Below are 15,544 nucleotides of genomic sequence, written 5' to 3' on the forward strand. Positions count from 1 at the left end.
CGGCCCGCGAAAATTTCTAAACCAGGGTTTGCGCCAGGAACGCCCAGATAGAATGCCGCGCTGCAGGTCATGCCGGCACGACTCGATCGCGCCGCGGCCTTCGATGCATTCTTTCTGCTCAACGGCGTTGCGATGACTTCTCAGACGGTAGGCCCGGCTTTCGTATCGGCGGATGTCACGCTGGTTCACAAAGAGTTCGCGGAACGCGACTTGAACGCGATGGCTCGGGGCGATATCGACCCGGCGCGGCCTGCGTTCGACATCGCATTCGACTGGGCACTGATTCTCCTCGCGACGTCAGCCCTTTTCCGCTTCGGCGCGGCCGTAGCGTTGCCCGCGTTCCTGGTGATTGCGAACCGACAACGCGCGCTCGGTAATCTGCTACATGAAGGGGGGCATCGAAATCTCTATCGCGCGCCCCGATGCAACGACTTCGTGGCCAGGGTCTTCCTTGCGCCGGCGTTGTTGATCGACCTGGAACGCTACCGCGCTACGCATGCCCGTCACCACGCGATGCTGGGCATGCCAGCGTACGATCCCGATTACATTGGGCCCGGCATGGAGCGCTTTCCCGATTGGTGGGGAACCTACTGCCGGCTGCTCTTTTCCTGGAGAAGCTGGCTCGCCTCCTTATTCGGTCACGTGATCGATCACCATGTCAGCGTAATGCGGCGCCTCATGTTGTTGGCATGGTGGATAGCGGTATGGGGCTCGCTCGCGTCGATCGCCGGAGCGCGGTACGCCGAGGTATTCGTCGTGTCATGGTATCTAGCCAAAGCGACGGGCTTTCACGCCATCACGGTGCTGCGCGAAATGTGCGATCACTATGGCCTGCATCCGGGGGGTATCTACTCGTTTACGCGGGACATCGTTGTTCGTCGCCGCTGGCGCTGGCTCGTTCACCCGCACAACAACGGTTATCATCTCACGCACCATCTGATGCCCTCAGTGCCGTATTACCGGCTGCCCGCTGCGTGGAAGGCCGTTTCGCAGTTGCCGAGCTACCGTTCGCGAAGCATCGTATGCACGGCGTATTTGTGGGGACGCGGCGCCGTTGTGCGCCGCTTGAACAATGCGGGGCCAGACAATGCGCGATGAACGTCTGGGGCCGCTGCAAGTTGCGGCATTGCTGGTTTCGGCGAGCTATGGCATCGGCTTCCTGTTCGGCTCGGGCGAGCTCGCGGTGTCGTATGGCATGGCAGGCTGCCTCTATCCATGGCTCACCGCACTAGGCATGCTGCTTCTCGCGGTGCTGGCCGGCCGCGTCTGGCAGTTGGGCATGCCGCTATGGGATGTCTTCGGACGATCCTATGGCCCCGCCGTCAAGCGGTATGTCGCCTTGCTCTCGATGATCTGGATGACGGGCGTCCTCGCCGCGCAAATCCAGGGTGCCGCAACGACGCTCGCGCTGGCGGGCGTCTCCCGCCCACTGTCCTTGCCAATCGTGCTGACGCTAATCGTCATCGCGGCGCACCTGCGCCTCGGATTGGCATCGAAGGTATTTTCGTTGTGCCTGCTGGCGAGCAGCATCGTGCTGCTCGTGGCCGTCATCGACCTGCGCGGAATCGACACATATCTGCATGCGCTCCCGCGCTTCGCCGTCGACTTACCTCGAGTCGGCAGCGCACAGGTCGCAACCATGACGATCGCGGTCGTCTTTCTCGTCCTGACGGGCGCCGACTACCAGCAATTCATCATCGCGGCATCTCATCGCGCCGGTGCGCGGCTCGGGTGTGCGCTCGCCGCCGTCGTGCTAATGATCGTAGGTGCGTTGCCCGCGGCTGCGGTCCTTTCCGCCGTGCACGCAGGTCTCATCGCGCACGCGGACAACGCGAAAGAAGCGATTCCGCTGCTTCTCGCCCATATGTCGGATCGCCTGGGACACGGCGCAGGCGCAGCGATGCTGATGACGCTGCTCGCCGCGGCCCTTGGCTCCGGTGCCGCGATCGTTCGCGCCATGACCGACGCCGTCCTCGCGCTTTCGGCCGCTCCACGTTCGCATGCCAGGCTTCGAGTATCGATCGCCGTCGTGCTGCTAGGGGGTGTGATAGCGACGCGGGGACAAGCGATCGTCGAAACAATGGTCGACTTGAACATCGTATACATCGCCAGCATTGCGCCGCTATTCGCATACCAGTTGCTGAAGATCGAAGTGTCGGGATTCGCCGCTCAGCGGTCTCTGCTTGCGGGCTTCGCGGTCTCGAGCGCGCTTTATGCCACGAAGTGGATAGGCATTGTCAGCGGGCATGTCGAAATGTTATTCCTGAGTGCGGGAATACTCGCGTCGGTCCTCGCACTAGAGGTCGATCGGCGACGCGAGCTGCGCAACGCCTAGATCGTCACGGCGCCGACTTCCTTCGCATCGCCGGCGGCCGCGCATTGCCGCCCCGTCTGACCGAGCTCTGCGCGCGCGAATTCCACCACGAACTCCGTTACTTGCCGCGCCAGAGGCGGCTCTTGCTGCCAGTGATGCCAAAAGAGCGGAATGCAAAGTCCTTCCTGCGGCGCGAGATCGACGAGTTGGCCCGAGGCAAACAGTTCTTCCGCCTGCTGGGCCGGAACGAGGCCATATCCATTGCCGCTCCGGATTGCATTCAACAGCGCGGAAGGCGATGGGAAATAGTGGCGAGGAAACTGTTTCAGCTCGACACCGAACATCGATTTCAGGAACGTGTCGTGAAGCGAATCCTTGCGATTGAAGAGCACTGCCGGCGCCGATTTAGCGTCATGTGAGGTCAACCCGCGTGGAAAATACCGTTGCGCGAACGCTGGCGTGGCAGCGCACCGGTACATCATCGAGCCCAGTGAAATCGCGTTGAAACCTTGCGAAGGCCGGCTTTCAGTGGAAATGCAACCCGTGACATCCCCTCGCGTCAGCATATGCCGCGTGTGATCCTGATCGTCGACGTTGATTTCGAGCGCCACGGGCAGTTGTTGAAGCAACGCTTCAGAGCATCTGTCGAACCACGTTGCGAGGGAATCCGAATTAACGGCAATCGCGATCGGCGTGCGTTCGTGACCTGAAGTGCGGAGTTTGAGGCTGACGTATACATCATGCTCGAGCAGGCGCAATGCCTTCACGTGCCGCAGCACGACTTCGCCCGCGGCGGTGGGTAGTGCGGGCCGCTCGCGCACCAGCAGCACGGTGGAGAGCGCTTCCTCCAGCGCCTTGATACGCTGCGATACGGCGCCGCGGGTAATGTGAAGCGCATTGGCCGCCTGCTCGAAACTGCCGTATTCCGCTACCGTCGCAAAGGCCTCCAGTTGAAACCGATCAAGCATAGTGCACCCTCGTAAGCATTTTTACGGCTAAATTTTTTTAGCGGTGCACTATATTCCATCCTAATTCGGCATTTCAGCCCACAAAATTAATTTGATGCGCGCATTAAAAAATCTTTTACTGCGGCAAATGCGCGCAGCGCTTCTACCGCAAACCGCCAGCAGCCACGAGCTGCTCGCCCGTCATCCAGCGCGAATCGTCGGACGCGAGAAACACCGCGACAGCGCCGATATCGTCAGGCTGCCCCGTGCGTCCAAGCGGAGTCTGGCTGATCGCCTGAGCTTCCATGTCGGAGCCGATGACACCCGCACTGTGCGTGCCTTCCGTCGCGACGACACCCGGATTGATCGAATTGACGCGAATGTTCCGCGGCCCCAGTTCGCGCGCGAGTACACCGGTGATCGCATCGACCGCCCCCTTCGTTCCGCTGTAGACCGCAGTGGCCGGCGGAACGATGCGCGTGACGACGGAACTGACATTGATGATACTGCCGCCCTCGCCGAGATGCTTGGCCGCGGCTTGTGTCGTCAGCAGAAGTCCAAGCACGTTGACGTTGAATTGCTTATGGAAATGCTCTTCGGTGATAGCCTCGAGCGGAGCGAATTCATAGATACCGGAATTATTGACGAGAATATCGAGGCGGCCGAATTGCGAGATCGCCGCATCGACGATGGCCTGTGCCTCGGCAGCCTTGGATACATCCGCGCCCACCGCGACGGCTTTGCCGCCCTTCGATACGATCGCATCGACGACAGCTTCTGCGCCGGCGCGGCTGCTTGCGTAATTGACGACAACGGCGGCGCCTTCGGAAGCGAGCGCCTTGGCAATACCCGCGCCAATGCCTTTCGATGCGCCGGTGACGATCGCTACTTTGCCCGACAGCTTGCTCATGGTGCTTTCCTTTACGGTTCGTAATCGATGAAGGATGTCCGACGCCGAGTCCCTGGTTCGACACTGCGATACGGACAGAAAACACCGTCAAGTTAAGCCCGCCCCCTGATCCGATAAAGCGGGCGGCGGCGAATTAACCGCTCGCCAAACTCGAACAATCGCCCACCGCCAAACCGGGCGTGCGCCGGGCGGCTCGCTCACGCCTCGCTGAAGGCCGCCCTGCCGGCTTTGACATCCTCATCGATGCCATCCAACTCCTGCAGGACCTCCAGAAACCGCCGAGCCCCAACGGTTTGGGCCTTGGCGCGCCACATCGCGTGAATCTCGACCGCAAGCGGCAGCCATTCGATCGATTTGAAAACGACGCCCGGCGGGTTCATCCGCCGCATGCTCGCCTGCATGATCGCCGCGCCAAGCCCCGCACTGACGAGCCCGAGCGTCGTGGAGACATGGGCCACCTCGAATTGGATGTCGGGCTGGAAGCCGCTCGCTGCGCATGCCGCAAGGAACCGCTCGCGCGCCGCGGGGTTCAGCGCCTTGGGAAGCGCGATCCACGGCATGCCGTCCAGGTCGGCCGGCAGCAACTCTGGCCGCGCAGCCAACGGATGATCGTCTGCCAAAGCCAACACGAAAGGCTCGCGCGAAAGCAGCCGGGTGCCGAACGCGGCCGCCTGCGCGGGCACGTTATAGGCAAGCGCGATATCGATCGAGGCGCGCTCGAGTGCCTCCGCCTGCTCGGCCGAGCGCATCGCGGCAAGTTTGAGACCGACGCCCGGATACTGCGCGCGAAAGCGCCGCAACGCCGCGGGCAATCGCCCGTTGTGCACGATGCCTTCGCAATAGCCGATCGACAGGGAACACATTTCGCCCTTGCCCACCTGCCGGGCGCGTTCCTCCAGCCGGCTCGCCTGCGCGAGCAGATCGCGCGCCTCGTCGAGAAACGCGCGGCCCGCCGGCGTCAATCGAACGCGTTGCTTGATCCGCTCGAACAGCTGCAAACCCAAGTCCTCCTCGAGCTGTCGGATCTGCCGGCTCAACGGCGATTGCGAAATATGCAACCGCTCCGCGGCCCGCGCGACATGCTCGGTCTCGGCGACGGCCACGAAATAGCGTAGCTGCTGCAGTTCCATCTCGAACCTCACTTAAGACTGTAATGGCATCAACTGTGACGAATTAAGTCTTGGACGGCATTATATCCGCCGCTCTAAGCTTTCGTCTCGATAACCTGTCGTTGCTCGGTGCGCTCATCGGTCCAATCCGGCCGCGCAAGCGCAGCGGCCACCTGATGACGTACCTTCATCGAGAGTGACTTCCATGGAACGCCCAAGACCCGCCATCGCATCCGGCGTACTGCTCACGACACTCGTCCTGCTCAGCGCCAGCGGCCTCATCGCCTCCGACATCAATCTACCGGGCATGCCGCTCGCCGCCCATGAATTCGGCACGCCCATCGCAGCACTGCAGCACACGTTCAGCATCTATGTCATCGGCCTTGCCATCGCACAGGCCGTGTATGGGCCGCTCTCGGACGCATTCGGACGCCGCCGTCTCGTCATGGGCGGTATGTTGCTCTACACGGTTGCATCGATCGCCTGCGCATTGGCGCCCGATGTCGCGACCTTCGGTGTCGCGCGCATCGCACAGGCGCTCGGAGCCGGCGCGGGCATGGTCATCGGCCGTGCCATCGTCAGCGACATCTTCGATGCGAAGACCGCCGCGCACACCTTCACCACGATCATGCCGATCGTGGGCGCTTCGCCGGCCCTCTCCCCGCTGGTCGGCGGCTATCTGACGACGTATATCTCGTGGCGAGCGCCGTTTTTCTTCACGGCGGCGCTCGGCCTCGCGGCGCTTGCACTGCTCGCGATGTACATCCCCGAGACTGTGCCGAAGTCGAGCCGCCAACGCTCGGTATGGCGCACGTTCGAAAGCTACCCGATGCTGCTCGCCCAACCGCGCTTCTGGTCCTATACCGTGAATCTTTGCGTGGGCTACGCCGGCTACCTGGGCTACCTGGCTGCTTCGCCCGTCCTGCTCGAGTCCATGGGACTCGACGCCAAGGCCATCAGCCATTGCTACATCAGCCTTTCGCTCACCTATATCGCAGGCAACCTCGTTTCGCGGCATTTCGCCAGGCGCTATGCGCTGAACCGGCTCCTCGGCGTCGGCTATCTGCTGTTCGCGCTGGGCGCGCTCGCACTCATCGGTCTCGGTGTGGATGGCGTGAGCACGCCGTTGCCGATGATTCTCGCCATTTCCGTCATCACGCTCGCCAACGGCTTTCTGGTTCCGTTGTCCTTCGCCGGCGGCGTGACGAGCTTTCCTTCGAATGCCGGCGCGGCATCGGGGCTGATGGGCGCCATGCATCTGACGGCGGGCTCGCTGGCCATTTATGCAATCGCGGCACTGCCTGCCACCGTGCTCGCCCTGGCTCTTTTCGTTGCCGGGGTAGCCACGCTCGGCTGCATCGCTTTTCCGCTTCTGCTGCTGCGTTCGGAACGGCCCCGGACCGTTACAGCCGTGGCTGCCGCCTGCCGAAGCTGACGACGTCAATGGCGTGCGGACGATCGCCAGGCCTTATCGCCGCACGTGGCCGCACGTCGCTCAAGCGCTCTCGCGCACGATGAGTTCGAAACCGAGATCGACAGCCGGCCGGGCAACGCGCTCGTTATCGATGAGGGCCAGCAGCAATTGCGCGGCGATGCGGCCCATTTCAGCGCGCGGGGTGCGCACCGTCGTCAGTCGCGGCACGGAGTCCGCCGAGCCGGCAAGATCGTTGAAGCCGACTATCGCCACCTGCTCCGGGACGCGCACGCCATGGCGGCAGGCCTCGTATAGCGCACCTTGTGCGAGGTCGTCGTTGCCGAAGAAAATTCCGTCGACGTCCGGCCGCCGCTTCATCAACTGCAAAAACAGCTCCCCACCGAGCCTGACCGACGAGGGCGCCGGCGTCATGACTTCAAGGTCGGCGTCGTAGATCCCGCGCCGCTGCAGCACGCTTCGAAAGCCTTCGCCACGCTGCATCATCCGCAGATCGAGTTGGGCGGCGACGAACGCATTGCGTTTGCAACCGCGGGCAATCAGATGCTCCGCCACCGCCTCACCGGCTTTCGTTTGCGAGAAGCCGACACAATGAATTCCGTTCGCCGACGCAAGCTCCATCATGTGGACGCACGGCACGCCGCTATCGGCGATGAGCCGCCGGGCCGTCTCCGTGCGATCGAACCCGGTCACGATCATCCCGCTCGGCGGCGACGCGAGGTAGTGCCGCAACAAGTCCTCTTCCGCGTCGCGCGAATAATGCGAGTTGCCGATCAGCATCTCGAAGCCGCGCGGCCGCAATACCGCATGGATCGCTTCGAGCGCATCGGTGAAGACATTGTTCGATAGCGACGGAATCAGTACGGTCACATCGTGGCTACGGGCGGACGCGAGCGCCCGCGCCGCGGAATTGGCCACGTAGTTGAGTTCGCGCGCAGCCGCCTGCACGCGCGTCACGTATTCAGGCCCGACCGAAGCCAGCCCACGCAGTGCACGCGACGCGGTGATGGTGCTGACCCCGGCGCGACGCGCCACCTCCTCGAGGGTCGGCCTGCCCGTGGCCCGGGTTTTCCTGGGTGTCGAAGTTGTCATCGTTCGGCTAGGATAGCGCTGTCTTATCGTCTGGACAACGCTAAAAGCAAGGCGACGAAACGCTGATGCTGATCCGCGCGAATTCCTCCAGACGTAGCTCCACGGCCCAGTGAAAGGCCGATTTTTTTAGCGCGCGAAAGACAGCGCTATCTCAAGCAGCGGGAGTGCAGATCAATGAATCCGGCGATTTCAGCCATCGTCGTCATGGGCGTGGCAGGCTGCGGCAAGACGAGTGTCGCCAAGGCACTCGCCGAGCGTATCGGCGGCCACTATATCGAAGGCGACGCGTTTCACCCGGCCGCGAACGTCGACAAAATGTCGCGCGGCGTCGCCCTCACCGATGCGGATCGCGCGGGCTGGCTCGACAGCCTGGCGGCGGAACTGCTGCGGGTCGCGGCGCTCGGCGGGCGACCGGTGCTCGCCTGCTCGGCGCTCAAGCGCCGCTATCGCGAACGGCTGCGCACGGCCGTCCCCTCGCTGGGCTTCGTGTTCCTCGACATCCCGAGACAGCAGGCGCTCGCACGCATTGCGTCGCGAGCCGACCACTTCATGCCGACCTCGCTCGTGAACAGCCAGTTTGCCGATCTCGAGCAACCGATCGACGAACATCCCACGCTGACGCTCGCCGCCACAGCGCCTCTCGCGGCTATCGTCGAGCGCGCCGCCCTCTGGTGCGGCGATCAAGCCACGCAGCCGATATTTTTGTCACGCGAAAGATAGCGCTATCTCGTAGAAACCACTCGGCTGCGAGTGCGTGAGCACACCGCAGACCGACACCACAGCAATCGAATTCGGGGACCGCCCCGGAGTTTTCGGGAGACAGGAAGTGACCACAACGGCAAGCAATCAAATGACCAAGCGGCGCTGGGTAATCGGCGTGCTGCTCGGCATCGGCGTACTCATCAACTATTTCGACCGCATCAATTTGTCGGTCGCGGCCCCTCAGTTGAAGGAGGCGTTCAATCTCACCCCGGCGGAGATGGGCCTGCTTTTCAGCGCATTCTTCTGGCCGTACGCGTTGTTGCAGGTGCCGGCTGGCATCCTGCTGGACCGCTTCGGCGTCACGCGCGTCGGCCGCTGGGGTGCGTTTCTGTGGGGACTGGCCTCCGCCGTGACGGCTTTCGCAGGCGGTTTCGGCGGCATTTTCGCCGCGCGCGCCATGCTGGGCGTCGCCGAGGCACCCGGCTTTCCCGTCAGTTCGAAAGCGACCGGCTACTGGTTCCCGCGCAGCGAACGCGGGCTCGCCACGGCAATCTTCGATGCGGCCGCCAAGTTCTCCAATGTGATCGGCGTGCCGCTCGTCGCCTTCGTCGTCGTTCGCATGGGCTGGCGCTGGGGCTTCGGCATCACGGCGTTGCTGAGCCTCGCGTACTTCCTCGCCTTCTTTCTGATCTATCGCGATCCTAGCCAGGACCGCAAGGTCAATGCGGCGGAGCTCGACTACATCCGCCAAGGCGGCGCGACGCCGGAAGGTACGGCGAGCGCGAGCGTGTTCGGCATGCTCGGCTACTTGCTGAAGAAGTCGAAAGTCTGGGGGCTCACGATCGGCTTTGCCGCCTATGGCTATTCGTTCTACTTGTTTCTGACTTGGCTGCCCGGCTATCTCGTGCATACGATGCACATGAACATTCTGACGTCGGCCGAATATGCGGCGATTCCGTGGGCGGTCGCGACCGTGGCGGACCTCGTCGTGGGCGGCTGGCTCATTGATCATCTGATTCGCCGCGGCCACGACGAAACGCGCGTACGCAAGGGCGTGCTCGTGGTCGGCATGCTGTTTGGCCTCGCCGTGCTGGGCGCAACGCAGACAACGAACCCCGGCTGGGCCATCTTCTGGATCTCGATCGCGCTCGGCGGCCTCGCCTCCGCCGCGCCTGTCGGCTGGTCGCTGCCCTCGCTGATCGCACCGAAAGGCGGTGTGGGCACCATCGGCGGCATCATGAACTTCGTCAATAACCTGATGGGCGTGGCCGCGCCCATCGTCACCGGCTACATCGTCGGGTCGACGAACTCGTTCACCAATGCGTTCATGATCGCGGGCGTGATCCTCGCCATCGGCATCGTCTCGTTCGTGTTCGTCATGGGCCGCATCGAAGCGATCCCCGAGCCGGAGCAGCAAGGCGCGCGCGATCGAGCATCGGTGGCCTGAGTCGCCCGGCGCTCACAGCGCATCGAGCGGAATCTTCAGATACCGAACACCGTTCGATTCCGGCGCGGGCATGGCGCCCGCCCGGATGTTGACCTGGACAGACGGCAGAATCAACGTGGGCATACCGAGCGTGCTGTCGCGGCGCGTGCGCATCTCGACGAATGCTTCCTCCGTAATGCCGTCGTGCAGATGAACGTTGGCATTGCGCTCTTCGGCCACCGTGGTTTGGCAGCACGGTTCGCGCGAATCGGGCGGGTAGTCATGGCACATGAACAGACGCGTCTCGGGCGGCAACGACAAGAGCCGGCGCACGGACCGATAAAGCGTGTGCGGGTTGCCACCTGGAAAATCGCAACGGGCCGAACCGACATCCGGCATGAAAAGCGTATCGCCGACGAAAACCGCGTCGCCTATCTGGTATGCGATATCGGCCGGCGTATGCCCCGGCACATGCATCGCACGCGCCGTCAGCGCGCCGATTGCGAACGTCTCGTCCGCGCCGAAAAGGTAGTCGAACTGCGTACCGTCCGCCGGCACGTCCATCCCCAGGTTGAAGATGCCCTTGAACGTGCGTTGAACGACCTGAATGGCCTCCCCGATCGCGATTTTGCCGCCCAGCTCCGCTTTGAGGTACTGCGCCGCCGATAGATGGTCGGCATGGGCATGGGTTTCGAGCAGCCACTGGACGCGCAAGCCGTGCTCGCGCACGAAGCCGATGATGCGATCGGCCGATGCGCGTGACGTGCGACCCGATTTCGGATCGTAGTCGAGAACCGAATCGACGATCGCGCAATCGGTCCCATCGCCCGAGTGAACGACATAGCTGAATGTGGACGTGGCCGAATCGAAAAAAGGTTCGACGAAGGGCCGCATGACAACCTCCAGTTCGTTCGAGATGTGTTTGCGCGACAATATATCAGCCTCGGGGACGATGAGGCCTTCGTCGCCATGCGTAAAAGGCATCTATCCCGACAGTCGTCGAACGCGCGACGACACACTCAGCGCGATTGCCGCCGGAGCAAGGCCGCGAACGCGAAGCCGCCGGCGATGGCCGTGTAGACCCACACCATCGAGCGCGGCGACAGATGCGACTCGAAGCCCGGCGTGAGCCGCTTCGGCACGCAGTGATAGTCCACGGCATAGGCAGTCGCGGCCGTCGCCGCGGCCACTGCCAGCGTCGTGCCCACGCGTTTGCGTGGCGACCTTGGAACGAGCGCTTCGAACAATACGCCCCAGAACATGGCGGCGCACTGGTGGATGGCCAATCCCAGCAGGGTATGGCGGACACTGAAGCATGTCGCGCGTGGGGCTGCATCGGGCCATAAGGAATGCGTCACCGCATTGATCGGCGCGTAGACGGTCGTACCGTCGATGCGCGCCCGCCTTCCGGCCGTGAGGGCCGACAGCGCGCCGGCCGTCGCGCCCGATGCCGCGACGTGCCGGATCAAAGAGGAACGCTCGCTCGGCGAGAAACGGCGCATGGCCTCGCGCAGCAAGGTTTTACATTCGCCGTCCAGGGCGCATCTCGTGTTCATCGCGAAGCGTTCCTTTTTTCAAGTCCTTTTTCGGCAAGCAACGTCGTCCATGCCGCGGGACGCGATGCTGCGGTAGCGCTACTGCTTCGTCGAGGATACGCTTTTTCCTTCGCTATCGACGAGGTTGACCGAACGCCCCTTGCCGCCGGTTTTCCCGCTCGCCCCCGAGGTCGATTCGACGGTAGCCGGCAGTTGGGCATTCGGATCCGTCACGACGAGGCTCGTCGAAGCGGACGTATAAGCGCCCGTGCGCGCGAGTTCCGACGCATCCTCGAGCAAGGAGGCGGCCCACCGCGAGTAGTCGTGGAGACTGGACCAGCTGCATCCGACGCTATCGGCCACCGTCTCGATTGCGATATTGCTTGCGTGGCCCCAGTAGGCCAGCGCCTTTTTCAATGCCGCCTGACTCTGCGCGGACGGCAATGCCAGAACCCAGTCGAGCGATCGCGTCGACAGCACTTCATCGGCGATTTCCTTTTGTTCCGCTAGCGTCGTCTTGACTGTCTGCACATTGAGCTGGGTCATACGCTGCAGGCCGTCGAGGGTGCGATCCGCCATATCGCTGAACGAACCGATGGCGGACTTACCGATGCGACCGGCCGATTCGAGTGCGGGTGTATTCATCTTCTTGCTCCGTCGGAAAGAGGTAGGACTCTGTAAAGCGTGCCGCGCGATGCGTCTCGCGCGGCACGCATTCAACTCGCGAAGCGCACGCCATCAGCCCTTTTTCGCCTGGGGATTACCGATCTTTTCGGCAAACTGCGAGAGCTTCTGATCGGTCGCCTTCTCTTCTTCCAGCGTTTGATGCAGCAGTTTCACCGCATCCTCCCGGCCAAGCTGTTTGCCGAGGGCGCAAAGCGTGCCGTACGCGGCGATCTCGTAGTGCTCCACTTTCTGAGCGGCGCCGATCAGGCCCGCATCGAGGATGGGCCCCTTCTCGAGTTCCTCGACCAGCTCCTGCCCTTCTTCGATGAGCCCCTCCATCGCGGCGCATTTCATGCGCTTCAAACGAATACCGCACATCTCCACGACCTTGTCGATGCGCTCGACCTGGCCGTGCGTTTCTTGCAGATGCGTCTCGAATGCCTGCGACAACTGCTCGTTGGTCGCGGCACGCGCCAGCTTACCGAGCGCACGTGTCAATTGCTTTTCCGCGCTGTAAATATCGGAAAGATCGTGAATGAACAAGTCTTCCAGCGTTTGGCGTGCCATGGCGAACTCCCTTGGATCGATGTGAAAAGCGATCGCAACTGCGATCAAGCACAAGGCTCCGCTCACGGATGCAACGCACGTGCCTCGAAACGCTCGAACGCCATGGGAGGGAAAGCGGTGCTACCAGAACGCCGAAATGCCGGCGATACCTTGTGCGCCGAACGCTCGGGCCAGCCGGCAATCGGCGCGTGTCATGCCGCCCAGCGCATAGACCGGCAATTGCACGCTCGCGACGAGTTCGGCGAAGCGCCGCCAGCCGAGCGTCGGCGCGCCGGGGTGAGACGATGTCGGCAGCACGGGAGAAAGCGTCACGAAATCGACCCCAATGGCCTGCGCGTGGCGCAATTGCGCTCGTGTGTGACAGGCGGCGCTGACCCACTGCGAGCCGGATGTTGCGCGCCGCGTCGAGCGCAGCAATCGTTCGCTATTCAAGTGGATACCGTCGGCGCGTATCTTCGTCGTTTCGGCAGGTCCGTTCAGGATGAGCCGCGCGCCATGACGGCGGCAAATCGCGAGGACTTCGCCGGCCAATTCGTCGAACGACTCGGCGCTCGCGTGCTTCGAGCGCAGTTGGATAAGCGCTACGCCACCTGCCAACGCATGCTCGATACGTGCGAGGAATGGGTCGAAGCGCCCGTCGGCCGGGGGCTCGGGTGTCACGAGCAGCCATTCAGGAAGGACTTTGTCGTCGCGCATGCGGCAAAGCTACCAAAAGAAGCTCGCCCTGTCATCGCATCGACGCCGCGCCGGTTCTCGCCAAGCGCTAGGGCCTGTTCACGCTAATTACAGGCTCTAGTTGCTCGAGCCGGCGGATTGAAAGGTGCTCGATGGGCACGCCGGATCCTTGCCCCAGTGATCGGCGCAGACGTGCCACCGGCAAAACTGGCCTTCGATCAAACCGCGCGTCGAACATTCGGCAACGCGCCCGGCCAATCCCGGCGCGCCGCTCGTCGCGGTTTGCGTCTTCTGCGCAGCAGCCGTCTTCGCCGACGTCTTGCCGTGATTGGCATCGTAGGGCTTCGTACGCGCCACGATCGCGGCCAGCAGATCGACGTCCTGATCAGTCTTTTTCGCGCCGGCATTCGCATCCTTGCGCGGATGCGCCGAGGCGACGCGTTGTGCCTGATGCTTCTTATCGGCCTCGCGAACGGTGTGCGACGCCGAGGTCGTCTTCGCGGTCTTCGTCGTATTCGTCGCCTCACGCGCCGCGACGGCGCTCTTCGCGTGCGCCGCCGGCGCGGCCGCACTGCCCGATGCCGACGCACCGTCGCTCAAGGCGCGGGAAAGACGCTCGCTATCGGACGCACTCGCACCGATTGCCGCCGTCGCGGCGGGTGCAGCGCTCGCCGCCGAGGCAAGCGCACCGGCAGGCGCGGAGGCCGGGCGATCGTTAGCGGCAGTATCGGCCAAGATGACGGCCGGCTGCGGAGCCGATGCCGCCGTCTGGAGCGTGTCGCCCGCGGTGCCGGATGCGTCGGCTATGACCCTCGCAGCCGCCGCGCTCGCCGCCGGTGCCGCCGCCGTCTTTTGAACACCGTCGAGCGCCGACGCCACGCGCGGGCTCGTCTGACCATCATCCCGTGACGCGCGTTGCCACTGCCAGGCGCCGAATGCACTCAGGCCCAGCGCGGCGGCGACGACGACAAGCCAGAGCTTGTTGGAGCGGCGCGTCGAATTCGGCTGCGCAGCGACACGGCCTTCCAGATTCGCGAGAATCCGCGAATCGTTATCAGCGGCGCTCTTGGCCGTCTCGGAAAGCAGGCTCGGCCGCGCTTTGGAACTGGGACTGTCCGGCGCACTCATTCACTGTCTCATTGAATTTGGGTTTAATTCGCCGCGATAATGCAATCCGGCCTGCCTTGCAGCAGGCCAGATTCTAAGATCAAGCATTACAAAAGACAATTTATTTCCCAGCTACGGGGCCGAACTTGATTGCCGTTGCGCTTACCGCCTATTTTGCTCTCGCCGTCACGCTGGCAGCCGTACTGCTATTGCCACAGGCGCGTACCGCGCTTATCAATGCCGCGCTTCATATACAGCGGCGTGTAGGACGTCGCGCCTCGCTGCGTATGACACAGGCACGTGATGGCATAAGGAAATCAGTAAAAATTTCGCAATCGACGATCGGAAATACGAAAAAAATACTGATTCGACGTCGCTTGATGATTTTCATTACGACAGGTATCCTTGCCGCGCCTCCACTGCTTGCAATTGCACTGCGCGGCAAGCTGTTATTTCAGTATGACGGCGAAACGCGGGCGCCCGACGAGAAAATCGCCGCTTTGCTGCATGGCGAACAGCTCGTTCCACCGCCGCCGTTGCCGCCGGAGGTTTTCGCGACGCAAGAAGTCGAACAGGTCCGTCCAGCATTACGCGACGCGAGTCGCGATTGGAGTTTGCTGGATGCGGACTTTAGAACGCGGCTGTTGCTCGTGTACAAAATCATGCGCGAGCAATACGGCTATGAAATGGCTTTGCTCGAAGGTTACCGAAGTCCGGATCGACAAAACCGGCTGGCGCAGCTGGGGGGTGTCACAAATGCTGCCGCATATCAGAGCTATCACCAATACGGCCTTGCCGCCGATAACGCCTTTTTGCGAGACGGCAAGCTCGTCATTTCGGAAAAAGATCCGTGGGCCATGCGTGGTTATCAGCTGTACGGGCAAACGGCCGAACAGATCGGCTTGACCTGGGGCGGACGATGGAAATTGATGGATCTGGGGCACGTCGAATACCACAAGCCCGGATTTGTTCTGCGTCGCGCCGCCGCCCTTTCCGTTTCCACCCGGTAATCGAATCAAAAGCTGCTTTTGCCGCGCTGTCGTCGCGCCATTCATATAGAAG

At 62.7% G+C, this 15,544-nt stretch carries 16 protein-coding genes; 6 read left to right on the forward strand and 10 right to left on the reverse strand.

Going from position 1 to position 15,544, the window contains the following annotated elements:
• The first annotated feature begins 69 nt into the window (after positions 1 to 69).
• Positions 70 to 1,098 carry a fatty acid desaturase family protein gene (locus tag VGL01_RS05885; protein ID WP_331567912.1) on the forward strand — a complete coding sequence of 343 codons (1,029 nt, stop codon included), beginning with the start codon at positions 70 to 72 and terminating at the stop codon, positions 1,096 to 1,098.
• Entirely contained in the window at positions 1,088 to 2,335 is a 1,248-nt protein-coding gene (locus VGL01_RS05890) for a hypothetical protein (RefSeq protein WP_331567913.1), read from the forward strand. The genes VGL01_RS05885 and VGL01_RS05890 overlap by 11 nt, the downstream gene beginning before the upstream one ends.
• On the opposite strand, the gene VGL01_RS05895 is transcribed toward VGL01_RS05890, so the two are convergent.
• The 3 genes from VGL01_RS05895 to VGL01_RS05905 form a co-directional block, all read right to left on the reverse strand.
• On the reverse strand, positions 2,332 to 3,282 hold the full coding sequence (locus tag VGL01_RS05895) for an HTH-type transcriptional regulator ArgP (protein WP_331567914.1): 951 nt from the start codon (positions 3,280 to 3,282) through the stop codon (positions 2,332 to 2,334). The genes VGL01_RS05890 and VGL01_RS05895 overlap by 4 nt on opposite strands.
• 142 nt (positions 3,283 to 3,424) lie before the next feature.
• Entirely contained in the window at positions 3,425 to 4,171 is a 747-nt protein-coding gene (locus tag VGL01_RS05900; RefSeq protein WP_331567915.1) for a glucose 1-dehydrogenase, read from the reverse strand.
• A gap of 197 nt (positions 4,172 to 4,368) precedes the next feature.
• Positions 4,369 to 5,301 (reverse strand): LysR substrate-binding domain-containing protein, encoded by a 933-nt coding sequence (locus VGL01_RS05905; RefSeq protein ID WP_331567916.1) that lies wholly within the window; start codon positions 5,299 to 5,301, stop codon positions 4,369 to 4,371.
• Positions 5,302 to 5,485: 184 nt separating this feature from the next.
• Here VGL01_RS05905 and VGL01_RS05910 point away from each other — a divergent pair, with 184 nt between their 5' ends.
• Complete coding sequence (locus VGL01_RS05910) at positions 5,486 to 6,715, forward strand: multidrug effflux MFS transporter (protein WP_331567917.1); 1,230 nt, start codon at positions 5,486 to 5,488, stop codon at positions 6,713 to 6,715.
• A gap of 60 nt (positions 6,716 to 6,775) precedes the next feature.
• Here VGL01_RS05910 and VGL01_RS05915 read toward each other — a convergent pair whose 3' ends face one another.
• Complete coding sequence (locus tag VGL01_RS05915; protein ID WP_331567918.1) at positions 6,776 to 7,804, reverse strand: LacI family DNA-binding transcriptional regulator; 1,029 nt, start codon at positions 7,802 to 7,804, stop codon at positions 6,776 to 6,778.
• 174 nt (positions 7,805 to 7,978) lie between these two features.
• Here VGL01_RS05915 and VGL01_RS05920 point away from each other — a divergent pair, with 174 nt between their 5' ends.
• On the forward strand, positions 7,979 to 8,524 hold the full coding sequence (locus tag VGL01_RS05920) for a gluconokinase (protein ID WP_331567919.1): 546 nt from the start codon (positions 7,979 to 7,981) through the stop codon (positions 8,522 to 8,524).
• 106 nt (positions 8,525 to 8,630) lie between these two features.
• The gene (locus VGL01_RS05925) at positions 8,631 to 9,953 is read left to right on the forward strand and encodes an MFS transporter (RefSeq protein ID WP_331567920.1); all 1,323 of its coding nucleotides are present in this window, start codon (positions 8,631 to 8,633) and stop codon (positions 9,951 to 9,953) included.
• A 12-nt stretch (positions 9,954 to 9,965) separates the two neighbouring features.
• On the opposite strand, the gene VGL01_RS05930 is transcribed toward VGL01_RS05925, so the two are convergent.
• From VGL01_RS05930 to VGL01_RS05955, 6 genes are all read right to left on the reverse strand, one after another.
• Positions 9,966 to 10,826, reverse strand: a complete 861-nt coding sequence (locus VGL01_RS05930; RefSeq protein ID WP_331567921.1) for an MBL fold metallo-hydrolase — start codon at positions 10,824 to 10,826, stop codon at positions 9,966 to 9,968.
• 125 nt (positions 10,827 to 10,951) lie between these two features.
• A complete protein-coding gene (locus VGL01_RS05935) occupies positions 10,952 to 11,488 on the reverse strand; it encodes a hypothetical protein (protein ID WP_414720180.1) in 537 nt (178 codons plus the stop codon).
• Positions 11,489 to 11,566: 78 nt separating this feature from the next.
• On the reverse strand, positions 11,567 to 12,112 hold the full coding sequence (locus VGL01_RS05940) for a phasin family protein (RefSeq protein WP_331567922.1): 546 nt from the start codon (positions 12,110 to 12,112) through the stop codon (positions 11,567 to 11,569).
• Positions 12,113 to 12,205: 93 nt separating this feature from the next.
• Positions 12,206 to 12,700 carry a ferritin-like domain-containing protein gene (locus VGL01_RS05945; RefSeq protein WP_331567923.1) on the reverse strand — a complete coding sequence of 165 codons (495 nt, stop codon included), beginning with the start codon at positions 12,698 to 12,700 and terminating at the stop codon, positions 12,206 to 12,208.
• 120 nt (positions 12,701 to 12,820) lie between these two features.
• Positions 12,821 to 13,396, reverse strand: coding sequence for a thiamine phosphate synthase (locus VGL01_RS05950; protein WP_331567924.1), 576 nt, complete (start codon positions 13,394 to 13,396; stop codon positions 12,821 to 12,823).
• 96 nt (positions 13,397 to 13,492) lie between these two features.
• A complete protein-coding gene (locus VGL01_RS05955) occupies positions 13,493 to 14,503 on the reverse strand; it encodes a hypothetical protein (RefSeq protein ID WP_331567925.1) in 1,011 nt (336 codons plus the stop codon).
• A gap of 125 nt (positions 14,504 to 14,628) precedes the next feature.
• Between VGL01_RS05955 and VGL01_RS05960 the strand changes: the two genes are divergently transcribed.
• Positions 14,629 to 15,492 (forward strand): M15 family metallopeptidase, encoded by an 864-nt coding sequence (locus tag VGL01_RS05960; protein ID WP_331567926.1) that lies wholly within the window; start codon positions 14,629 to 14,631, stop codon positions 15,490 to 15,492.
• The last annotated feature ends 52 nt before the right edge of the window (positions 15,493 to 15,544 follow it).

The sequence above is a fragment of the Trinickia sp. genome, from assembly GCF_036503415.1.
Taxonomy (GTDB): domain Bacteria; phylum Pseudomonadota; class Gammaproteobacteria; order Burkholderiales; family Burkholderiaceae; genus Trinickia.